Here is a 21,715-nt window from a genome sequence, read left to right as displayed (position 1 = left end):
AACATGAGAATGATCCTGCTGGTGTTGGTATTGCTGCACGCCGGGGCGGCCCAGGCGCAGACCGCCGCCCGGACCCTCCTGGATGAGACCGGGCGGGCGCCCCTGGTGCAGACGCTTGTGGTAGGGGTTGACGCGGAAATCCTGGAACTGCCGGGACGGGTACAGGCGACCCGGCGTTCGGCGCTGGCCTTCCCCGTGTCCGGGCTGCTGAGCGAACGGCCGGTAGTCGCCGGGCAACGGGTCGCCACCGGCGAACTGCTGGCTCAGCTCGATCCGCGCGACCTGCAAAACCGCGTTGCCCTGGAGGAAGCCCGGCTGGCGCTTGCGGAAGCGGATTTCCTGCGCTTCTCCAGACTGGCCGGCTCGCCCGTGTCGCCGGTGACCCCGGCCGAAGTGGACCGGAAGCGGGCCGAATTCGAGATCGCGACGCTGCGCACCGCGCAGGCGCGCAAGATCCTTGAGGACGCAACGCTCACAGCCCCCTTCGACGGCATCGTCGCCGCCACACTGATCGAAAACCACCAGAGGGTTCGGGCCGATCAACCGGTACTGCTGCTGGAAGCATCCGAGGCACTGGAGGTCGTCGTCGATCTCCCTGAACGGGTGTTGGGACGTTTGAGCGAACTGCCGCGCGATAGGCCTGTCGCCGAGGCCGTCTTCGCCGCGGCCCCCGACCGGGCATTTCCCGCCCGGGTCACCGAGATCGCCACCCGGGCCGACGCCGTCACCCAGAGCTTCCGGGTGACCCTGGCGATCGACCGGCCCGAGGACATCAATCTGCTGCCCGGCATGACCGCGACCGTCCACGCGCGCCCCACCGTCTACCTTCGGTCCGTATTACGTGTTCCCCTGAGCGCGGTGGGCGAAACCGAGGCGGGTGATGCTTTCGTCTGGGCGGTCGATCCGGAGACCTACGTCATCGAGCGCCAAGTGGTGACCCTGGGCGAGGCCGACCGCGACACGGTGATCGTGCTGGAGGGGCTGCACGGTGGCCAGAGGATCGTCTCCGCGGGTGTCGGCCGGCTACAGGCCGGCATGGTGATCAGCCCCTATCGCACCGGGATGTTGAGTCAATGACACGTCAGTGGTCCTGCGCCGCATGACCGGCCTGGGGTTCATCGAGCTCGGACTGATCATGTGGGTGCTGGTTGCCGCCATCTGGATCCATGTCGCGCGGGCCACTTTTGCGGCGGCGGTGGGCTTTATCGCCTTCGGCCTGTTGCTGGGGCTGGTCTGGGTGCGCCTGGGCGCCGTGGGGGTGGCCCTGACCCAGGCAGCGATGGCCGTCGTGACCGGCGTGTTGCTGCTATCTGCCGCCGCCCGCATGCGTGCCGGTGAGGAAGCCGCCGTTCTGGAGCGTCCCGGACCGGCCATGCGCAGTCTGATCGCAGTGCTTTGCATCGCGGTTTCGATGACGGTCGCGCTCGCCATGCTGCTGGAGGGTCCGCCGAGGCAGTCGCCCTCTCCGCTCCCGGCCGACATGTCCACGGCGCAAGACGCGAAGCGTGCCGAACGGTGACGCCGACCATCACCACGCTGTATGGGTTGCTCGCCGCCGCGCTGGTGGGCGTGGGCCTCTACGGGCTTGTGGTGCAGCCCCATCCACTACGCAAGATCCTCGCATTCAACGTGCTGGGCGGTGGCCTGTTTCTCGTGTTCGGCGTGGTCACCCAACGAGGAGCGACAGCCGGGTTCCCCGCGGACCCGGTGGCCCAGGCCTTCGTGATCATCGCCATCGTCGTGGCACTCGCCGGCACCGCACTCGCCGTGGCGATCATGCTTCGGCTGTTCGCCGAGACCGGCCGGGTGACACTACGCCCCGAGCCAAAAGACTCCGGCAAGGGCAAGGGCGCTGATTCGTGAGTCCCGTGACCGCGACACCCGAGGGTTTCCTGCTGGTCCTTGCGATCTTCGGGCCGGTACTCGGCATCCCGCTGCTGCTGGTACTGGGGGGGCGGCATGCGGAACGGATCGGGCTCGTGCTGCTGGCGCTCGAACTCGGCATTGTCGTCGCCATCGCCGCCACCGTGATCCGTCGCGGCGATGCACTGGAATATGTGCTGGGCGGCTGGGCGCCCCCCGTGGGTGTGCTGCTACGTGCCGACGGGCTCTCCATCGTGATGCTGGCCACCACCGCGGTCGTGATCGGCGCGGCCGGACTCTATGCCCGTTCCGATTTCGGCATGCCACGTGGAATACCCGAGACCCGGGCACCGCGGGTGTTCTGGACCCTGTTGCTGACGATCTGGGCCGCACTCAACGCGGTCTTTCTCGCCTCGGATTTGTTCACCCTGTTCGTGGCACTGGAACTGCTCACCCTCGGTGCCGTCCCGCTGGTCGGTCTGAGCGGACGCGCGGAGGCCCTGACCGCCGCCCTGCGTTATCTCCTCTTCTCGCTGCTGGGCTCCGCCCTGTTCCTGCTGGGCGTGGCGCTGCTCTACGGGTCCTACGGCACGCTCGATATCGCCCTGCTCGCCGAGCGCGTCCGTGTCGAACCCACGACCCAGCTGGCAGCCGCACTGATGACGGTGGGGCTACTCACGAAGACCGCCCTGTTCCCCCTGCACATCTGGCTGCCCGCCGCCCATGCCGGTGCCCCGGCGGCCGCCAGCGCGTTGATCTCGGGACTGGTGGTGAAGGGCTCCTTCGTGCTCATCATCCGGGTGTGGGTGGATGCGCTACCCGGCGTGGCGACGCCGATGGCGGCCCAACTGCTCGGGGCCCTGGGGGCGGCCGCGATCCTGGTGGGAAGTGTGCTTGCCCTCAGGCAGGTGCGACTGAAGATGCTGATCGCCTACTCGACGGTGGCGCAGATCGGCTATCTGTTTCTGGCCTTCCCGCTGGCAAGTGCCACCCAACTCGGTACCGCGGCCTGGACGGGCGGGATCCTGCAAGCGGTGTCGCATGCGCTGGCCAAGGCCTCGATGTGTCTGGCGGCGGGTCTGATCACGAAGACGATCGGACATGACCGCATCCTGGACATGGAGGGCATCGGACGCGTACTGCCCATCCCCCTGTTTGCGTTCGGGCTGGCCGGCCTTTCGCTGATGGGTCTGCCGCCAAGCGGCGGCTTCATGGCCAAGTGGCTGCTGCTGCGAGCCGCCATCGAGGGTGCGCAGTGGTGGTGGGTCCTGATCATCGTCTTGGGGGGACTGCTGACCGGCGGTTACCTGTTCCGCGTACTTTCCCGTGCCCTGGCCCAGTCGGATAGGGCGCTGCCCCTGCGCTCCCCGGTGGACCGGCGCGGGGAAGTTCTGGTGCTCGGCCTCGCGCTGCTCTCGATCGGCGTCGGCCTGGTGCCGCTGGCCTCCCTGTCCATCGTCCACATCGGACGCGCCCTGTGAATAGCCTGCTGCTGATCGCCACCTGGGCCGTCCCGCTCGCGATGCTGGCGGCCTGCCTGTCCCCGCGCGTTCGCGCCCGCATGCCGGCGCTGCTCGGACTGGCTCCGCTGCCCGGCCTGGCCGCGGCCCTGCTGGCCCACGACGCCGCACCGCTGGTGCTGGACGATTCCCGCCTCAATCTGACCTTTTCACTCGATCCCATTGCAGCCGTGCTGCTCGGCGCCGCCTCGCTGCTCTGGATGATCGCGGGGATCTATGCACGAAGCTACATGGGCAAGGGTCCAAACGCCGCGCGTTTTGCCCAGTGGTGGCTGCTGACGATGTGCGGCAGCCTCGGGGTATTCGTTGCGGGCGATCTGCTGACCTTCTACACCGCCTTTGCCATCGTGAGCCTGGCCGCCTGGGGCCTGGTCGCCCACGACGATACCCCCCCGGCACGCAGGGCCGGCGTGCTCTATATCGGCCTCGCGGTATTCGGGGAGGTTTGCCTGTTGCTTGCCTTCGCGCTGCTCGCCGCCTATGCGCCGGGTTCCAGTATCGCGATTCAGGACGTCGTCGCGGCACTGCCCGAAAATCCCGCCCGACATTACATCATCGGGCTGCTGATCACGGGCTTCGGTTTGAAGGCAGGCCTGCTGCCTCTACACGTCTGGTTGCCGATCGCACACCCCGCGGCCCCCATGCCGGCCTCGGCGGTTCTCAGTGGTGCGATCATCAAGGCGGGCGTGATCGGGTTGATTCTGTTCCTGCCTCTCGACCCGGGCCTGACCGGCTGGGGCACGGCGCTGACCGTGATCGGGCTGCTGACCGCCTTCTACGCCGTGCTCGTCGGCATCACCCAACAGAACCCGAAGACGGTGCTGGCTTACTCCAGCGTGAGCCAGATGGGCGGCGTGGCGACGGTGCTCGGCATGGGGCTGGCGACGGGCAATGCCTCGGCTACCATGGCGGCCGCCTTCCTCGCCGCGCATCACGTGCTGATCAAGGGGGCGCTGTTCCTTTCCGTCGGCGTTGCCGCCCATTCGGGGGGGCGACGCGACTGGACACTGGTACTTCCCGCAGGGCTGTTGGCGCTCGCGCTGGGCGGTCTGCCGCTCACGGGAGGGGCCCTGGCCAAACTCGCCGCCAAGACGCCGCTGGGGGACGGGCTCGTTGCGACCCTCGTCACCGTGGCGGCGGCGGGCAGTACCCTGTTGATGCTGCATTTCCTGTTCCGGCTCGCCGACACCCGCGCCGGGTCCCCGGTGGCCCGGGCCAAGGCCGGTCTGCTGATCCCCTGGCTACTGATGGCTTTCCTGGCCGTGGCCCTGCCCTGGGCGCTGGCCCCCACACTCGTGGGTGTTACCGCCGCGCAGAGTCTCGTCCCCAAGGCGCTCTGGGCCGCCGCCTGGCCGGTATTGCTTGGTAGCGTCCTTGTACTCGCCCTGCGCCGTTTCGGCGCGGCCCTGCCGCGCGTGCCGGAAGGGGATATCCTGGTGCTCGGGAGCGTAACCGCACGCGCCGGCCGCGTCATCGCAAACGTGATCGAACGCGTGGAACGTCGCCTGTGCGACTGGCCTACCGCGGGCGTGTCGCTGCTGGTGCTGACCCTTCTCATCGGGGCGGCGCTCTTTGCGGGCTCCACGTTGTTTCGATGAGTCCAAGGTTGAGAGGACCCGCCGCAACGCCAGCAAGCCGCCATCCATGCTGAGACGGAAAGATCCAGCCTTGCATCATTCACCCTGTGATGGCTTATACATCAATCACAGACACTGCGGTTTTATTCAGTTGCGGCTCTAGTGCTAATGATTACTTCGGGAAGATGGGGCACGCCCCCAGGCGGCCTTCCAGGCCCGGCTGCCGGCCATGGCGGCCAGCCAGCCCAGACCCGCCATCACCGAGGCCATCACATAGACCCAGGCCGGCCCCAGGCCATCCCAGACATAGCCGCTGATCAGGGCACCGATGGCCCCGCCCATGCCGAAGCTCAGGGAGGAATACAAGGCCTGCCCCCGGCCCTGCTGGCGCCCCACGAAGAACTGGTGCACCAGGGAGATGGCGGCCGCGTGATAGAGCCCATAACTGGCCGCGTGCATGAGCTGCACCAGGATGATGATGGGCAGGCTGTCCACGAACAGCGGCAGCAGAGCCCAGCGCACCATGGTGACGAACATGGCCACCGCCAGCAACGGCCAGGCACCGAAACGGGGCAGCCACCGGTGCATCATGAGGAACACGCCCACCTCCGCCAGCACCCCCAGGGCCCAGAGATAACCGGCCATGGTCCGGGTGTAGCCGTGGAGTTCCAGATACAGGGTGAAGAAGGCGTAATAGGGGCCATGACTGGCCTGCATCAGGAAACAGGCCACCAGCAGCAGGATCACCGCCGGACTGGACAGGGTGGACCAGATAGAGACGGGGGCAGACTCGTGCACCGGCACCTGACCGTCACGGACCTGCAGGGTGCTCAGCCACATGAAGCCCAGCAGCGCCAGCACGATCCAGGGCAGGACAGCCACATCCACCCGCTCGAACACCGCCCCCAGGGAACCCACGGAGAGCACGAAACCGATGGACCCCCAGAGCCGGATGCGGCTGTAGGCATGGGTGCTCTTGCCCAGGTGGTTCATGGTGGTGGCCTCGAACTGGGGCAAGGCCGCGTTCCAGAAGAAGCTGAACAAGGCCATCACCACGGCAATCCACCAGTAGCCGCTGTAGAACAGCAGCCCGGAAAAGCACAGCATGGCCAGGGCGGCGGCGATGCGGATGACCAGGGTGCGACGCCCCGTATGATCCGCCACCCAGCCCCAGACATTGGGGGCGATGATCTTGGTGGCCAGCACGATGGCCATCAGCTCACCGATCTGTCCGGCGGAGAACCCCTGCTCGTTCAGATACAGCCCCCAGTAGGGCATGAAGGCGCCGATACTGGCGAAATAGAAAAAATAGAAGCTGGAAAGTTTCCAGTAGGCGGCAGGCATGGGGTTTTACATGATGGCGCGGCGGGATGGCCGCTCAGGGCTGTCCCGCGGGAATGTCCGCCATGGTCACCGACACATCGCCGTTCTGTCCCCGATGCCGCAGGGCATGGTCCATCAGGACGATGGCCAGCATGGCCTCGGCAATGGGAGTGGCGCGAATGCCCACGCAGGGGTCATGACGTCCGGTGGTGATCACCTCGATCGGCTGTCCGTCCACGTCCAGGGAGCGCCCCGGGATGCGCAGGCTGGACGTCGGTTTCAGGGCGATGCTGACGCGAATGTCCTGGCCGCTGGAGATGCCTCCCAGCACGCCTCCGGCATGGTTGGAGGCAAAGCCCTCGGGCAGCATCTCGTCCCGGTGCTCGGTGCCCTTCTGGGCCACGCAGGCGAAGCCGTCACCGATCTCCACCGCCTTGACCGCGTTGATGCCCATCATGGCATGGGCAATGTCCGCGTCCAGGCGATCGAAGATGGGCTCGCCCCAGCCGGGAGGCAGCCCGGTGGCCACCACGTTGATGCGGGCGCCGATGGAGTCGCCGGACTTGCGCAAATCGTCCATGTAGGCTTCCATCTCCGGTACCCGGTCCGGGTCCGGGCAGAAGAAGGGGTTGGTCTCCACCACGGACCAGTCCACCCGCTGGGCGCGGATGGGGCCAAGCTGGGCCAGATAGCCCCGCACCTGGACACCGAAGCGTTCCCGGAGGTATTTCTTGGCAATGGCCCCGGCCGCCACCCGCATGGCGGTCTCCCGGGCGGAACTGCGGCCACCACCCCGGTAATCCCGCAGGCCGTATTTCTTGTGGTAGGTATAGTCCGCATGGCCCGGCCGGAACTGCCGGGCGATGTCGGCATAGTCCCTGGAACGCTGATCGGTATTTTCGATCATCAGGGCGATGGGGGTGCCGGTGGTGCGCCCCTCGAATACCCCGGAGAGGATCTTCACCTGGTCCGGTTCCCGACGCTGGGTGGTGTGCCGGGTCTTGCCCGGCCGCCGCCGCTCCAGATCCTGCTGCAGGTCGGCCTCGCACAGGGCCAGTCCGGGCGGACAGCCATCGACGATGCAGCCGATGGCCGGCCCGTGACTCTCACCGAAACCGGTGACCGTGAACAACTTGCCGATGGTGTTGCCCGACACGTTCAGATCACCTTGGAATAGCGCTGTTCGGTGGCCTGGCGCAGGTAACGGTCAAACACCATGCAGATGTTCCGGATCAGCAGGCGGCCGGCGGGCTGCACGGTGATGGCGTTGCTGGTGACCTTGAGCAGGCCATCGGCCTCCATGGGCTTGAGTCCTTCCAGTTCCTGGGCGAAATAGTCACCGAAAACGATGCCGTGGGCCCGCTCCACGTCTGCGAACGCCAGTTCGAAGTGGCAGATCAGACGGGTGATGACATCCCGGCGCAGCAGGTCGTCCGTATCCAGTTCCACGCCCCGGAACACGGCCAGGCGGTTCTCATCCAGGCACTGATAATACTTCTCCAGGTCGTGGTGGTTCTGGCTGTAGCTGTTGCCCACCACGCCCACGCTGGTGGAACCCAGGCCGATCAGGTCGCAGTTGGAGTGGGTGGAATACCCCTGGAAGTTGCGGTACAGGGTGTGGTCACGCTGGGCCACGGCCAGTTCGTCGTCGGGACGGGCGAAGTGGTCCATGCCGATGTAGACATACCCGGCCTCGGTGAGCTGCTGGATGGTCTGCTGCAGGATGGTGAGCTTGTCGGCGGGATTGGGCAGGGCATCCTCGTCGATGCGGCGCTGGGGCTTGAAGCGGTCCGGCAGGTGGGCGTAGTTGAATACGGATATCCGAGCCGGGTTCACTTCGATGATCCTGCGCACGGTGTCGCCGAAAGTGTCCGGAGTCTGATGCGGCAGACCGTAGATCAGGTCCACGCTGGTGGAGCGGAAGCCCAGACGCCGGGCCTCGTCCAGCACGCTCATCACCTGGGCTTCGGTCTGGACCCGGTTGACGGCCTTCTGCACGGTCTCGTCAAAGTCCTGCACCCCGAGGCTGATGCGGTTGAAACCCAGCTTGCGCAACAGCGCGAGGGTGTCGTCATGCACCTCGCGGGGGTCGATCTCGATGGAATACTCGCCGGTATCGTCATCCAGCAGCCTGAAGTGCTCACGGGTCTTGTCCATCAACTCGATCATCTCGTCATGGGAGATGAAGGTGGGGGTGCCACCCCCCCAGTGCAACTGGGTCACCGGGCGGCTGCGGTCGAACAGTTCGCCCTGCAGGGCCATTTCCTTGTAGAGCCGATCCAGGTAGGGACGGGCCTTCGCGCGGTCCTTGGTCACCACCTTGTTGCAGGCACAGTAGAAACACACGGTGTCGCAGAAGGGGATGTGGAAATACAGGGACAGGGGACGGCCGCTGGCGTTGGTGCCCCGGGCGATCTCCGCATAGCGATCGGCATCCAGACCTTCGTGGAACTGCACGGCGGTGGGATAGGAGGTGTAGCGGGGACCCGCCGTGTTGTAACGGTTGATCAGGTCCAGATCGAAATCGATGGTCTGCGACAAGCTCATGACGGCATTGGTACCCGGTCTAGGAATGTAACTGTCTATTGTAACCGCTCGGGACGGATGTGCCGAACGTATTGGGGGATTTTGGTGACTTGTGCCAAGTCGACGGCCATCCCGGGACGGTTTTACGGTTCACCCCTACAGATCCAGCGCCTGCAATTGCTCGGCGGTCAGCAGGAATACCCCCTCCCCGCCCGACTCGAATTCCAGCCAGGTGAACGGCACGTCGGGCAGGCGCGCTTCCAGGGCCGGGGCGCTGTTGCCCACCTCCACCACCAGGATGCCGCCGGGGTTGAGGTGATCCGCCGCGCCCCGCAGGATCTCCAGGGCCGCATCCAGGCCGTCCGGCCCCGAGGCCAGTCCCAGCACCGGCTCATGACGGAACTCCGGAGTCAGGGCCGCCATGTCCCGGGCGTCCACATAGGGAGGATTGCTGACGATGATGTCATAGCGGCGCCCGCCCAGACCCTTGAAAAGATCGGACTGCAACGCTTCCACCCGCCCTTCCAGGCCGTGACGACGGATATTCTCCCGCGCCACCACCAGGGCATCGGGGGAAATGTCGCCCAGATCCACCTTCGCCTCGTCAAACACATGGGCGCAGGCAATGCCGATGCAGCCGCTGCCGGTGCACAGGTCCAGCACCCGATGCACCGCCCCGGCCTCGATCCAGGGCGCAAAACCCTGCTGGATCAGTTCCGCCAAGGGGGAGCGGGGCACCAACACCCGCTCGTCGACGAAAAATTCCAGCCCCATGAACCAGGCCTGACCGGTCAGGTAGGCGGCGGGCTTGCGGGTCTGCACCCGTTGCTCCAGCAGTTCCGTCACCCGCGCCCGTTCGTCCCGGGTGAGACGGCATTCCAGCCAGGGACCGGTCATGTCATGGGGCATGTGCAGGGCGTGAAGCACCAGCCAGGCGGCCTCGTCCAGGGCATTGTCGGTGCCATGGCCGAAACTCAGGCCCGCGGCGGTGAAACGACTCATGCCGTAGCGAATGAAGTCACGGACGGTCAGCAGCCCGTCGGTAGCGGTGGAATCGGTCATGGAAATCAGCCAGTGCGGTTCAGGGTGTGGAATAATACGCCCATGAACGATCAAGTGGCCAACTGGCAGGACTGGCTCAAGGCCCTGCCCCTGTATCTGCTGCCCCATCATGGGATCTCGCGGCTGGTCTACCGTCTGTCGCGCTGGGAAACCCGGCACAAGGACCCGGTGGCACGGTGGTTCATTCGCCGCTATGGCCTGGACATGTCCGAGGCCGTCGAATCGGATCCGAGCCGCTACGCCAGCTTCAACGACCTGTTCACCCGCGCCCTCAAGCCCGGCGCCCGGCCGCTGGACCCCGCCCCGGACACCCTGATCAGCCCGGCGGACAGCCGCGTCAGCCAGCTCGGCCGCATTCGCGACGGGCAGTTGATCCAGGCCAAGGGACACGCCTACTCGGCCACTGCCCTGCTGGGCGGGGACGCAGACCTGGCGGCGCCCTTTGCCGACGGACACTTCATCACCCTCTACCTGTCCCCCCGGGACTATCACCGCATCCACATGCCCTGGAACGGCTCCCTGCGGGAATCGGTATACGTGCCCGGTCGCCTGTTCTCGGTGGCGCCCTTCACGGTCAAGACCGTACCCGGCCTGTTCGCCCGCAATGAGCGCCTGGCCTGCCTGTTCGAGACGGATTTCGGCCCCATGGCCATGGTGCTGGTGGGTGCCATCAACGTGGCTTCCATCGAGACGGTCTGGGCCGGCGAGGTCACGCCGCGCAGCCCCCGGACACCGTGCCGATGGGACCACCGGGACAACCCGCCGACCCTGGCGCGGGGCGAGGAAATGGGGCGATTCAACCTGGGCTCCACCGTCATCCTGCTACTCCCCGAACAGGTCTCCGGCTGGCTGCCGGCACTGGCGCCTGGGCAGGCGGTGCGCATGGGCCAGGCCCTGGCGCGACGCTGAGGCGAGGCCGGACCCTTGCGGGTCCGGCGCAGAACTGCTATTTATACTCGGATTTGATGCGCCGCGTCATGCGCGGCAGCCATATCACGGGGGGCGCAGCCGGTGTCTTCACATCACCATCGGCCGCCGCAAGCACCCGGACGCCCCTATCGTGGCGAATAATAGAGAACATCCATGAGCGAGAAAGATCACACATCGACGCCCGATGATGACCGGGCGTCGAAGGCGGACGATACAGATACCCCTTCATCCGTCACAGCCGAGTCCACCCGCGAGATCGGGGGCTACCAGGGTCCCGAGCCCACCCGCCACGGTGACTGGGAACAGCGCGGACGTTGCACCGACTTCTGAAAGCAGCCCGGACCACCGGGCACTCTTGCACCCGCTATCCTCGAGTATTGCACGACTGAACGACCTGCCCCGCCCCGGAGCGTCATGCGTATCACGGGTTCGGGGCCGCAGACCGTCAACACCCGCACACTGCGGATTCTTCAAGCGGAGCCTTCCAAGCCATGCCAAACGACAACCGGCCGCTGTCACCCCATCTGCAGGTCTATCGGCCGCAGATGACCTCGGTACTCTCGATCCTGCACCGGATCACCGGCGTGATCCTGAGCGTCGCCAGCCTGATCCTGGTCTACTGGCTGGCCGCCCTGGCCGCCGGCCCCGAGGCGTTCGCTCGGGCCGAGGCCCTGCTGCATGGCTGGATCGGGATCGCGATCCTGATCCCCGTCACCTTGGCGCTGTTCTATCACCTGTGCGCCGGCATTCGCCATCTCGTCTGGGACGCGGGTGTCGCACTGACCATCAAGGGCGTCTACGTCACCGGCTGGACCGCCCTGGCCACCACACTGCTTCTGACCCTGATCTTCTGGGTCGTCGTGATCTGACGGGGATATCCACATGAGCCTTCGTACACCACTCGGCCGGGCCCGCGGCCTCGGTTCCGCCAAGGACGGCACCCACCACTGGTGGGTGATGCGTCTATCCTCCATCGCCCTGGTACCGCTGATGCTGTGGCTGATCTTCAGCCTGGCCACCCTGGCCGGCGCGGGCTACGAGGCCACCCTGGCCTGGGCCGCCAAACCCCTGAACACGGTCCTGTTGATCCTCGGCGTCGGGGTGATGTTCCACCACATCCAGATGGGCCTGCACACCGTGATCGAAGATTACGTGCACAGTGAAGGCAAGAAATTCACCGTGCTCATTGCCATGACGTTTCTCGCGTGGCTGCTGGCGATCATCGGGATCGTCGCCATTTTGCGCATTGCTTTCGGGAGCTGATTGATGAAGGGCGACTACAAGATTGTCGACCATGCCTATGACGTGGTGGTGGTGGGCGCCGGTGGCGCCGGCCTGAGAGCCACCTTCGGCATGGCGGAAAAGGGTCTCAAGACGGCCTGCGTGACCAAGGTATTCCCCACCCGCAGCCACACCGTGGCCGCCCAGGGCGGCATCTCCGCGGCGCTGGGCAACATGGGCGAAGATGACTGGCGCTGGCACATGTACGACACCGTCAAGGGCTCCGACTGGCTCGGCGACCAGGATGCCATCGAATACATGTGCCGCGAGGCCGTGCCCGCCATCATCGAGCTGGAACACTACGGCGTGCCCTTCTCCCGTACCGAGGACGGCAAGATCTATCAGCGGCCCTTCGGCGGCATGACCACCCGCTTCGGTGAAGGCCGCGCCCAGCGCACCTGTGCCGCCGCCGACCGTACCGGCCACGCCATCCTGCACACCTTGTACCAGCAGGCCCTCAAGCACCAGGCGGAATTCTTCATCGAATACTTCGCCACCGACCTGATCATGGACGGCGAGACCTGCCGCGGCGTGATGGCCCTGAACCTGGTAGACGGCACCCTGCACCGCTTCCGCGCCCATCTGGTGGTCCTGGCCACCGGCGGCTACGGCCGCAGTTACTTCTCCTGCACCTCCGCCCACACCTGTACCGGCGATGGCATGGGCATGGCGCTGCGCGCCGGCCTGCCCCTGCAGGACATGGAGTTCGTCCAGTTCCACCCCACCGGCATCTACGGTGCCGGCTGCCTGATCACCGAAGGGGTGCGCGGCGAAGGCGGCTACCTGACCAATTCCAAGGGCGAGCGCTTCATGGAACGCTATGCCCCCAACGCCAAGGACCTGGCCTCCCGCGACGTGGTCTCCCGCTCCATGACCATCGAGATCAACGAAGGTCGCGGCGTGGGTCCGAAACAGGACCACATCCACCTGCATCTGGAGCACCTGGGTCCGGAAGTGATCAACGAGCGCCTGCCGGGGATCGCCGAAACCGCCAAGATCTTCGCCGGCGTGGATGTCACCAAGGAACCCATCCCCGTGCTGCCCACGGTGCACTACAACATGGGCGGCGTCCCCACCAACTATCGTGGCGAAGTGGTCACCCTCAAGGACGGCAATCCGGACCACATCGTGCCGGGCCTGATGGCCATCGGCGAGGCGGCCTGCGTGTCCGTCCATGGCGCCAACCGTCTGGGCTCCAACTCCCTGCTGGACCTGGTGGTGTTCGGTCGTTCCGCCGCCATCCGCGCCGCCGAGATCGTCAAGGACATCGGCGCCTCCGTGCCCGACCTGCCGGCCGGCGCCAGTGACGCCGCCCTGGAGCGCCTGGACCGTCTGCGCTACGCCAACGGCGGCCGCTCCACCGCCTCCATCCGCGGCGACATGCAGGAATGCATGCAGCGCTATGCCGCCGTGTTCCGTACCGGCGAGACCCTGCAGAAGGGCTGCGAGCGCATGGATGAGGTGTTCCAGTCCTTCGGCGACGTGCGGGTCACTGACCGCTCCCTGGTCTGGAACTCGGATCTGGTGGAAACCCTGGAACTGGAAAACCTGCTGGGCAGCGCCGTGGCCACCATCCGCTCGGCGGTGAATCGTCAGGAAAGCCGCGGCGCCCACGCCCGCGAGGACTTCCCGGAGCGCGACGACGAGAACTGGATGAAGCACACCCTGTCCTGGGTCGACGCACAGGGCAAGGTCAGGCTCGACTACCGCCCGGTGCACATGTACACCCTCAGCGATGACGTGGAAGTCGTGCCGCCCAAGGCACGGGTCTACTGAGCGCAGATTCAGGAGAACGCAAGACCATGGCCCAGTTTGTATTGCCAATCAATTCCCGGATCAAGAAGGGCAAGACCTTCAAGGCCGAGGGTGCCACCAACGTCAAGCGCTTCAACATCTATCGCTGGGACCCGGACAGCGGTGAAAACCCGCGCATCGACACCTACGAGGTGGACCTGGACACCTGCGGGCCGATGGTGCTGGACGCCGTCATCAAGATCAAGGACGAGATGGACTCCACCCTCTCCTTCCGGCGCTCCTGCCGGGAGGGGATCTGCGGGTCCTGCGCCATGAACATCGACGGCACCAATACCCTGGCGTGCACCAAGGCCATCGACGAGATCAAGGGAGATGTGAACATCTACCCGCTGCCGCACATGAAGGTGGTCAAGGACCTGATTCCGGAAATGACCCACTTCTATGCCCAGTATGCGTCCATCAAGCCCTGGATCCAGACCCAGACCCCGCCGCCGCCGGATTCCGAGCGGCTGCAGTCCAAGGAAGAGCGCGCCAAGCTGGACGGCCTGTACGAGTGCATCCTCTGCGCCTGCTGCTCCACCAGCTGCCCCAGTTACTGGTGGAACGGCGACCGCTATCTGGGTCCGGCCATCCTGCTGCAGGCCTACCGCTGGATCGCGGACAGCCGTGACGAGGCCACCGGTGAGCGTCTGGACGCCCTGGAGGACCCGTTCAAGCTGTACCGCTGCCACACCATCATGAACTGCACCCGCACCTGCCCCAAGGGCCTGAACCCGGCCAAGGCGATTGCGGAGATCAAGAAGCTGATGGTGATCCGGCGCTGAGTCCGCCGGATATCCCCGTCCCAGGAAATACCCCCGGCCGCGATGGTATCCGGCCGGGGATTTCCGCGCCGCCGTTCGCAGGCGGACCTGCCCCACGGACTTCGTTCCTGCCTGTCCATGAGTCCTGAATGATGAGCGATATCGCCCGATTACGCTGGCACTGCCGACGCGGCACCAAGGAGCTGGATCTCATGCTGGAGGGGTTCCTGCTCGCCCAGGGTGAACACCTGGATGCCGCGGAACTGCAGACCTTCGAGCAAATCCTCAAGCAGGAAGATGACGACCTCCAGCGCTGGCTCCTCTACGGCGAGCCGGTGGAAAAGGCCGAACTGGCCACGATGATCGACCGCGTCAGGCGTCACTTCATCGAGCGCTGAGCCCGCCTTTGTTGCGCAACATCAAAAACGGTTGACTACCGCCTCCACCCCGGGGCAACGGGCCTTGACCAAGCGCTCGACGATGTTGCGCAGATCCAGCGCCGAGCGGGGACACCCCACGCAGGCCCCTTTGAGACGGACGATCACCGTCCGTCCCTCCAGGTGCAGATACTCGATATCGCCGCCATCCTGCATCAGCACCCGACGCGCCTCCTCCACCGCGGCCCGCACGGCCGCCTCGTCGATGTCACCCCGGGCCGGTGCGTCCTCCCGCATCCGGGCGGCCAGGGTCTGGGCGCGATCCAACCTCAATGCCAACTCGGGGTCCACGGCCTCGATGGCATCCAGTTCCGCCTCGGAATAAACATGGTGGGCATCAGGACTCAGCAGCGAGTCCAGGTCGGTTCTGGTTTCGGTCATGACGGTCATGCTCCTGCCTGTGATCACGGCTCCGGCCCCGCAGTCTGCCTGTCCCTGGCTGCCCGGCGCAAGCGCAGACGCAGCGGCCGCAGATCCCCGCCGACCACCGCATCCCGGATCAGCGGCAGTTGCAGGCGGCGCCCCGTCTCATCCCGCAGCAACAACAGGATCAACCCCGGCAATACCACCGACTCGGGCAGGATCCGCGCCATCACCCGCCGACCGTCCCGTGACTCCAGCCAGCATGTCCCATCGGCATCCCAACCCACGGCACGCCACTGTCCGGGAAATGGCCCCACACCCACCCGGCGCACCATCAGCACCAGACTGCACAGGCCGCCCAGGGTGGCCGATACCTGCCCCCAGAACGGCAGGCCGCTGCTCCAGACGGATGCCAGCGCGGCCATATGAACCAGAAACAGCCCTCCCAGGACCTTCGCGGAGGACTTCAAGCGCACAAAATACCCACGACTGTTCGTCACCATGACCACGGTCAAAGCTCCCTGCAAAATATCCCTGTCATCCTTAGGCCTTCAAAACCATCATTCAGCATCATGTGACATGACCCGGACACGCCCTCCGGGTTTACCGCCCATAACCGACTATTAAAGTGGGAAAACAACGACTTAATCCCGAATTCATGGCAGCATACCTTGCTGTTATTGTGCATAATGTTCGGGCTGGATAGCATCAACGGAATTTTCGACTCACCGGAGTCATCAACATGCGGTCGTCACCTAAAGACACCGCGGGCTAACCGCCGCCACAAAGACCCGTATGGTCGCGGGGGCCAACGGCGGCAAACTTGCAGGAGATAGGTATGTCATCGACAGAAATAGCCGCGAATATGCGGGAGTTCTTGATGGTTGGGGACAGCATGCTCACGGTCCTGGGTTTTGTGGGCGCGGGCTTGCTGGGCTTCTGGTTCGGTCGGCAGCAAGGGGACGCCGGTCGGGTACGGGACCTGGAAAAGGAACTGGACAACCAGCAGCGCAAGATCAACAACTATCGATCCCAGGTCAACCGTCACTTCGAGAAGACCGCCACCCTGTTCACGGGCATGGCCCACTCCTACCGTGAACTCTATGATCACCTGGTAGACAGCTACGATCGCCTGGGTGACGGCCCCTCCAACCGCTTCCTGCCCCGCCGCGCCTCCGCGCTGCTGGAACTGTCCAAGGAAGAACAGAGACGCGCCATCCCCGCCGCCGCCAAGCCGGCTCAGGCTGCCGCTCCCGCCGCCAAGGCTCCCGCCGCCGCCAAGCCTGAAGCACCCAAGGCCGCCCCCGCGGCTCCCAAGGCTGCCCCTGCTCCGGCTGCCGCTCCCAAGGCCGCTGCTCCCGCACCGGCACCCAAGGCTGCTCCGGCCCCGCAGAAGCCCGCCGCTGCCGCCGCACCTCAGCCCAAGCCCCAGAGCCGCCCCGATCCCCGTGGCGCCACGGCGCTGAAGCGCGACATCAAGCCCAAGGCTGCCGAGTCCGCCAAGACCATGCCCGGCGCCACTTCCGTCAAGGCCCCCGGCCAGCCTGATCGCATCCGCCTGGCCGCCAAGGACCTGGAAGCCGCCAAGAAGTAAGCGCTTCAGACCTAGGACGAGCACCGGGGTTCTCCCCGAGGGACAGGCAGGTCCCGCATGCACATCCCGGCCTCGTGCCGGGATGTGCGTTTATGGCGCCTTGCCCTTTCTCCCCTTGTATCGAACTTTGGTCTAAGATGGCGTTCGGATATCGAGACATCCCCAAAGGTGCGAACTGATGAAACCCGAGTGGAAAGCCTTCCTGCTCGACGCCGGTGCCGAGATGGACAACGACCGGGTATCCCACTACGGCAACCCGGAGCGTGAACGCAGCGTGGCCGTCACCGGCGACGTGATCTGCGATCTGTCACACCTGGGATTGATCAGTGCCCACGGCGAGGAGGCCTCCGCCTTCCTGCAGGGGCAGTTCACCTGCGATGTGGGCGAGGTCGGTCCCGGGCGAAGCCTTCCGGGTGCCTGGTGCACCGCCAAGGGCCGCATGATCTGTACATTCCGCCTGTTCAACCGCGGTGATGCCTTCTACCTGCGCCTGCCCAGGGAACAGGTGGAAGCGGTGCTCAAGCGTCTTTCCCTGTACGTGTTGCGGGCCAAGGTGAGCCTGGAAGACGCCGGTGGCGCCTTCATCCCCCTGGGGCTGTCCGGCCCACATGCGGAGACCCTGCTCAGGGACGCCGTGGGTGGCGACATCCCCGCCGAAGCGAACGCCTGTACCCGTCATGACGGCATCACGATCATTCGCATCCCCGGTCGCCATCCCCGCTTCGAGCTGTACGGCGACCTGGAATCCATGCAGCGACTCTGGCAGGCCCTCAATGTCCATTGCGCCCCGGTGGGCGCGGCGCAATGGGCCTTGATGGACATCCTGGCGGGGATACCCAATCTCTATCCGGCCACGGCCGAGGCCTTCGTGCCGCAGATGACCAACCTGCATCTGCTGGACGGCGTGAGCTTCAAGAAGGGCTGTTATCCGGGACAGGAAGTGGTGGCCCGGATGCAGTACCTGGGCAAGCTCAAACGCCGCATGTATCTGATCCACCTGCCGGTGGAAACACCACCACGGCCCGGAGACATCCTCGTCGATCCGGCCCAGCCATCCGATCAGCCCGCCGGCACCATCGTCGATGCCCAGCTCCATCCCGATGGCGGCGCCGCCGCCCTGGCAGTGATGCAGGTCGTCAGCGCGGAAGCCGGGGAACCCCGCCTGGAGGGGCCGGAAGGTACCCCGACCCGGGTGGAGGCCCTCCCCTACGCCTTTGACCTGGCGGCAGCCCCCTGATGATGGAGCGATGACCTTTCGGGAGCCATCACCGTGCGTTTTCTGTTCTTTCTGTTCGTCGTGATCCTGCTCATGCTGTGGGCGGCCTACTTCAGCCGCCCCGGCAACAGGAAACTCTCCAACGCCCTGTACATCACCGCCGGGATCATGGGGGTGCTGTTCGTGGCCGGCTACCTGCGGCTCGTCTGATCCGACCGGGCCTTCATCGTCCCTTCTTTTTGATGTGCCGCATCAGGCGCTTGCGCTTGTGGATCTGGCGGGGTGTGAGGGTATTGCGCTTGCCCTCGTAAGGGTTCTCGCCGCTCTTGAACTCCAGCCGGATGGGAGTACCCACCAGTTGCAGGTGTTCGCGGAAGTGGTTGGTGAGGTAACGCTTGTAGGCCCCCGGCAGCTCGTCGGTCTGGTTGCCGTGGATGACGATCACCGGTGGATTGCGCCCCCCCTGATGGGCATAGCGCAGCTTGATCCGCCGTCCCCGCACCAAGGGCGGCTGATGCGCCACCACGGCGCTTTCCAGCAGACGGGTCAGGACACTGGTACCCATGTCCCGGAAGGCGGACTCATGGGCCCGCTGAACGGCGCCGAACAGGTCGCCGACCCCGGTGCCGTGAAGGGCGGAAATGAACCGCCGTTCGGCAAAGTCCAGGAAGGGCAGCTTGAGCAGCAGGTCGGTCTTCACCCGATCCCGCTGATCCGGGGTCAGGCCGTCCCACTTGTTGATGGCCACCACCAGCGCCCGACCGGCGTCCATCACCATTCCCAGCAGATGGGCATCCTGTTCGGCAATGCCCTCCCGGGCATCCAGCAGGAAGATCACCACATGGGCGGCGTCGATGGCCTGGATGGTCTTCACCACGCTGAACTTTTCCACCGTCTCCTTGACCCTGGAACGACGCCGCACACCGGCGGTATCGATCAGGGTATAGACCTGGCCATCCCGTTCAAAGGGCACGAAAACGCTGTCACGGGTGGTGCCGGGGATGTCCGTGGCCACCATCCGCTCCTCGCCGAGGATGCGGTTGATGAGGGTGGACTTGCCCGCGTTGGGACGCCCGACAAAGGCAATGCGAATGCCCGGCCAGCGCTCACCCTCGTCCTCGTCATCCATGGCTTCGGGCAGCAGGGATCGGACCGAAGCCATCAGAGCCTGGATACCACGACCATGAGAAGCGGCAATGGAACGAGGTTCGCCCAAACCCAGGCGGTGAAATTCGACGGTGACCGCCTGCGGGTCCACGCCGTCGGTCTTGTTGACCACCAGCACGATCGGCTTGTTGAAGCCTCTCAGCTCCTGGGCAATGGTCTCGTCGGCACCGCACAGGCCGGCACGGCCGTCCACCAGAAACATCACCAGGTCCGCTTCACGGATGGCCTGACGGGTCTGCTGAGCCATCAGTGTATCCAGGGTATCGCTCTCGCCGCTGAGCCCGCCGGTATCCACCACCATGTAGCCGTACCCACCGACGCGCCCGGTGCCGTACTGACGGTCCCGGGTGAGTCCGGGCAGGTCCGCCACCAGGGCGTCGCGGGAACGGGTGAGCTGATTGAAAAGGGTGGATTTTCCCACATTGGGGCGCCCTACCAGGGCAATGACGGGCTTCATTGGGACATACCGATGTTATGAAAAATTAAGAATCATCCCGGGAACGCAGGGTGACGGCACTCAGGTTGCCCCCCCGCCCCAGGACGTAGACGACACCGGCACGCACCTGGGGTACCCCCATGATGCCGTTACGGTCGGTACGGATGCGGCCCTCCAGGGTACCGTCCTCGGGGGCCAGCCAGTGCAGGTAGCCCTCGTAATCACCCACCACCACATGGCTGTCCACCGGCACCGGCAGGGTCACCCCCCGCAGCCGCAGAAGATCCTGCTGCCAGAGGGTGGCGCCGTTGCGGCGGTCCAGGGCCCAGACATGGCCAAAGGCATCGGTGAGCAGCAACAGGTCGCCCGCCACCGTGACACCGCGATAGGAGGACAGATCCCGCTGCCAAAGGGTACGTCCATCGGCCACGCTGAAGGCGGCCACCCGGCCCTGATAGGCCGCGCCGTAAACCACCCCGCCGGCCAGGTCCAGCTCGCCGTCCACATCCACCATGCGTTCCAGTTCGGAACGACCGCTGGGGATGGCCAGGGCCGTTTCCCAGATCACGTTACCGCGGGCCAGACCGAACATGGCGAGCCGACCATTGTCGAATCCCGCCAGGACACGCCCGGACAGCATCAAGGGGGTACCGGCTCCCCGCAGGCTCAAGGCCGGGGTACTGCGTCCCGCCAGCCAGCGCGGTTCGCCGGTCAGGATATCCAGGGCATGGAGGCGGCCGTCGTTGGTCCGCACGACCACCAGCCCCTGTTCCACCTCGGACACGGCCATGACCTCGCTGGAAAGCATCCGGCGCCACAGTTCCTGGCCATCCTCCGGGCTCAGGGCGATGGCCTCCCCGCGCCCGGTGCCCACCACCACCACCTGGCTGCCGCCGTTGACCCCGCCGGTGACGGGTACCCGCAGGTTCGTCCGCCACAGGCTGGCACCGTCTTCCAGATTCCAGGCGGAAACCCGCCCGTCGGCATCGGCGACGATAATGCGATCCCGGCCCAGGTAGGGGGAAAGCTGGAGATAGGACTTGCCCGCGCCGGAGCCGGTATTGCGGCTCCACAACACCCGGGGCGTCACCTCCGCTTCGATCCGGGGCAATGGCGCGGGCGGTTCCGCGGTATCCCGGCTCCACAGCCCGCAGCCGCTGACCAAGGTGGTGACGAGCAGTACGGCCAGCAGTCGCGGCATCATGAACCAGTCACCTCGACCGGGGTGTTGAGCGCATCCCGCTTCATCTGCAGATAGTCGGAAAGTCCACCCGAAATCAGCATGGCGCGGTCATAGGCGGCCCGGGCCCGGGCATGATCCCCAAGGGCGCGATGGGCATCCCCCCGCAGCTCTTCCACCAGGGCCAGGAAACCTTCGGGCACCGGATCCTCCAGCAGTTTCAGGGCATCCTGGGCACGGCCGTCGGCAATCAGGACCCGAGCCAGACGGGTCCGGGCCACCTGAACCATTTCCGGAGTGCGGGCCTGGGCCATGGCCCAGCGCAGACGCCCTTCCGCCAGCACCAGGTCATCCCGCTCCACCGCCAGCCGTGCCAGCTCCAGGGCCGCCAGGGCCGCATAGGGTGTCTTGCGATAGCCTTCCATCAGGGTCGTGCCATGGTCGTGGGCGATCTCGCTGCCCTGCCGGGCGGCGGACACCATGGCCATGTAGATTTCCGAGGCATCCACGGCGCGAGACTCCACATGGCCCGTCCACAGACGCCAGCCCACGACACCGCCGAGGCCCACCACCAGACCCAGGATCACGGCGGTACCGTTCTCCTTCCACCATCGCTTGATGGCCTCGACGCGTTCCTCGTCGGTCGCGTAGGACATGGATCATTCTCCTTAAGATTGTGCGG

Annotated in this window: 22 protein-coding genes and 1 pseudogene; 15 read left to right on the top strand and 8 right to left on the bottom strand. The window is 65.7% G+C overall.

Going from position 1 to position 21,715, the window contains the following annotated elements; all coding sequences use genetic code 11:
• The first annotated feature begins 3 nt into the window (after positions 1 to 3).
• Genes ACLF6L_RS05120 through ACLF6L_RS05100 form a run of 5 tightly spaced genes read left to right on the top strand, consistent with a single transcriptional unit; the run spans position 4 to position 4,981 of the window.
• Complete coding sequence (locus ACLF6L_RS05120; protein WP_238618146.1) at positions 4 to 1,077, top strand: efflux RND transporter periplasmic adaptor subunit; 1,074 nt, start codon at positions 4 to 6, stop codon at positions 1,075 to 1,077.
• A gap of 7 nt (positions 1,078 to 1,084) precedes the next feature.
• On the top strand, positions 1,085 to 1,519 hold the full coding sequence (locus tag ACLF6L_RS05115; RefSeq protein WP_412852506.1) for a Na(+)/H(+) antiporter subunit B: 435 nt from the start codon (positions 1,085 to 1,087) through the stop codon (positions 1,517 to 1,519).
• Positions 1,516 to 1,863 carry an NADH-quinone oxidoreductase subunit K gene (locus tag ACLF6L_RS05110; protein WP_412852505.1) on the top strand — a complete coding sequence of 116 codons (348 nt, stop codon included), beginning with the start codon at positions 1,516 to 1,518 and terminating at the stop codon, positions 1,861 to 1,863. The genes ACLF6L_RS05115 and ACLF6L_RS05110 overlap by 4 nt, the downstream gene beginning before the upstream one ends.
• Positions 1,864 to 1,868: 5 nt before the next feature.
• Positions 1,869 to 3,344, top strand: coding sequence for a complex I subunit 5 family protein (locus tag ACLF6L_RS05105; RefSeq protein ID WP_412852504.1), 1,476 nt, complete (start codon positions 1,869 to 1,871; stop codon positions 3,342 to 3,344).
• On the top strand, positions 3,341 to 4,981 hold the full coding sequence (locus ACLF6L_RS05100; RefSeq protein ID WP_412852503.1) for a complex I subunit 5 family protein: 1,641 nt from the start codon (positions 3,341 to 3,343) through the stop codon (positions 4,979 to 4,981). Before ACLF6L_RS05105 ends, ACLF6L_RS05100 begins: the two co-directional genes overlap by 4 nt.
• Positions 4,982 to 5,125: 144 nt before the next feature.
• On the opposite strand, the gene ACLF6L_RS05095 is transcribed toward ACLF6L_RS05100, so the two are convergent.
• The 4 genes from ACLF6L_RS05095 to prmB form a co-directional block, all read right to left on the bottom strand.
• On the bottom strand, positions 5,126 to 6,304 hold the full coding sequence (locus tag ACLF6L_RS05095; RefSeq protein WP_412852502.1) for an MFS transporter: 1,179 nt from the start codon (positions 6,302 to 6,304) through the stop codon (positions 5,126 to 5,128).
• Positions 6,305 to 6,338: 34 nt separating this feature from the next.
• On the bottom strand, positions 6,339 to 7,439 hold the full coding sequence (gene aroC, locus ACLF6L_RS05090) for a chorismate synthase (RefSeq protein ID WP_090203248.1): 1,101 nt from the start codon (positions 7,437 to 7,439) through the stop codon (positions 6,339 to 6,341).
• Between the two features lie 2 nt (positions 7,440 to 7,441).
• On the bottom strand, positions 7,442 to 8,830 hold the full coding sequence (gene hemN, locus ACLF6L_RS05085; protein WP_238618139.1) for an oxygen-independent coproporphyrinogen III oxidase: 1,389 nt from the start codon (positions 8,828 to 8,830) through the stop codon (positions 7,442 to 7,444).
• A 135-nt stretch (positions 8,831 to 8,965) separates the two neighbouring features.
• Positions 8,966 to 9,871, bottom strand: coding sequence for a 50S ribosomal protein L3 N(5)-glutamine methyltransferase (gene prmB, locus ACLF6L_RS05080; RefSeq protein WP_412852501.1), 906 nt, complete (start codon positions 9,869 to 9,871; stop codon positions 8,966 to 8,968).
• Between the two features lie 42 nt (positions 9,872 to 9,913).
• On the opposite strand from prmB, the gene asd reads away from it, so the two are divergent.
• From asd to ACLF6L_RS05045, 7 genes are all read left to right on the top strand, one after another.
• On the top strand, positions 9,914 to 10,780 hold the full coding sequence (asd, locus tag ACLF6L_RS05075) for an archaetidylserine decarboxylase (RefSeq protein WP_008932788.1): 867 nt from the start codon (positions 9,914 to 9,916) through the stop codon (positions 10,778 to 10,780).
• Positions 10,781 to 10,954: 174 nt separating this feature from the next.
• A complete protein-coding gene (locus ACLF6L_RS05070; protein ID WP_412852500.1) occupies positions 10,955 to 11,131 on the top strand; it encodes a succinate dehydrogenase assembly factor 4 in 177 nt (58 codons plus the stop codon).
• Positions 11,132 to 11,292: 161 nt separating this feature from the next.
• Positions 11,293 to 11,670, top strand: a complete 378-nt coding sequence (sdhC, locus tag ACLF6L_RS05065; protein ID WP_008932787.1) for a succinate dehydrogenase, cytochrome b556 subunit — start codon at positions 11,293 to 11,295, stop codon at positions 11,668 to 11,670.
• 13 nt (positions 11,671 to 11,683) lie between these two features.
• Positions 11,684 to 12,064, top strand: a complete 381-nt coding sequence (gene sdhD, locus ACLF6L_RS05060; RefSeq protein WP_008932786.1) for a succinate dehydrogenase, hydrophobic membrane anchor protein — start codon at positions 11,684 to 11,686, stop codon at positions 12,062 to 12,064.
• Positions 12,065 to 12,067: 3 nt separating this feature from the next.
• On the top strand, positions 12,068 to 13,858 hold the full coding sequence (gene sdhA / locus ACLF6L_RS05055) for a succinate dehydrogenase flavoprotein subunit (RefSeq protein WP_008932785.1): 1,791 nt from the start codon (positions 12,068 to 12,070) through the stop codon (positions 13,856 to 13,858).
• Between the two features lie 26 nt (positions 13,859 to 13,884).
• Entirely contained in the window at positions 13,885 to 14,661 is a 777-nt protein-coding gene (locus ACLF6L_RS05050) for a succinate dehydrogenase iron-sulfur subunit (RefSeq protein WP_008932784.1), read from the top strand.
• Between the two features lie 128 nt (positions 14,662 to 14,789).
• A complete protein-coding gene (locus ACLF6L_RS05045) occupies positions 14,790 to 15,038 on the top strand; it encodes a succinate dehydrogenase assembly factor 2 (RefSeq protein ID WP_008932783.1) in 249 nt (82 codons plus the stop codon).
• 21 nt (positions 15,039 to 15,059) lie between these two features.
• Here ACLF6L_RS05045 and ACLF6L_RS05040 read toward each other — a convergent pair.
• Positions 15,060 to 15,865, bottom strand: a pseudogene (locus ACLF6L_RS05040) (NifU family protein).
• Between the two features lie 455 nt (positions 15,866 to 16,320).
• On the opposite strand from ACLF6L_RS05040, the gene ACLF6L_RS05035 reads away from it, so the two are divergent.
• The 3 genes from ACLF6L_RS05035 (at position 16,321) to ACLF6L_RS05025 (ending at position 18,460) form a co-directional block, all read left to right on the top strand.
• A complete protein-coding gene (locus tag ACLF6L_RS05035) occupies positions 16,321 to 17,034 on the top strand; it encodes a YhcB family protein (protein WP_412852499.1) in 714 nt (237 codons plus the stop codon).
• Between the two features lie 178 nt (positions 17,035 to 17,212).
• Complete coding sequence (locus ACLF6L_RS05030) at positions 17,213 to 18,271, top strand: YgfZ/GcvT domain-containing protein (protein WP_238618132.1); 1,059 nt, start codon at positions 17,213 to 17,215, stop codon at positions 18,269 to 18,271.
• 33 nt (positions 18,272 to 18,304) lie between these two features.
• Positions 18,305 to 18,460 carry a hypothetical protein gene (locus ACLF6L_RS05025; RefSeq protein WP_008932778.1) on the top strand — a complete coding sequence of 52 codons (156 nt, stop codon included), beginning with the start codon at positions 18,305 to 18,307 and terminating at the stop codon, positions 18,458 to 18,460.
• 13 nt (positions 18,461 to 18,473) lie between these two features.
• On the opposite strand, the gene der is transcribed toward ACLF6L_RS05025, so the two are convergent.
• From der to ACLF6L_RS05010, 3 genes are read right to left on the bottom strand one after another with little or no spacing between them, the layout of a single operon-like run.
• Complete coding sequence (gene der, locus ACLF6L_RS05020; RefSeq protein WP_238618130.1) at positions 18,474 to 19,874, bottom strand: ribosome biogenesis GTPase Der; 1,401 nt, start codon at positions 19,872 to 19,874, stop codon at positions 18,474 to 18,476.
• Between the two features lie 25 nt (positions 19,875 to 19,899).
• Entirely contained in the window at positions 19,900 to 21,054 is a 1,155-nt protein-coding gene (bamB, locus tag ACLF6L_RS05015; RefSeq protein WP_412852751.1) for an outer membrane protein assembly factor BamB, read from the bottom strand.
• Positions 21,054 to 21,689 (bottom strand): YfgM family protein, encoded by a 636-nt coding sequence (locus tag ACLF6L_RS05010; RefSeq protein ID WP_412852498.1) that lies wholly within the window; start codon positions 21,687 to 21,689, stop codon positions 21,054 to 21,056. Before ACLF6L_RS05010 ends, bamB begins: the two co-directional genes overlap by 1 nt.
• Positions 21,690 to 21,715 lie beyond the last annotated feature (26 nt).

Source organism: Ectothiorhodospira shaposhnikovii (genome assembly GCF_047222355.1).
GTDB lineage: Bacteria > Pseudomonadota > Gammaproteobacteria > Ectothiorhodospirales > Ectothiorhodospiraceae > Ectothiorhodospira.
The sequence above is the reverse complement of the archived record's forward strand: the minus strand, read 5'-3'. Positions and strand labels throughout refer to the sequence as shown.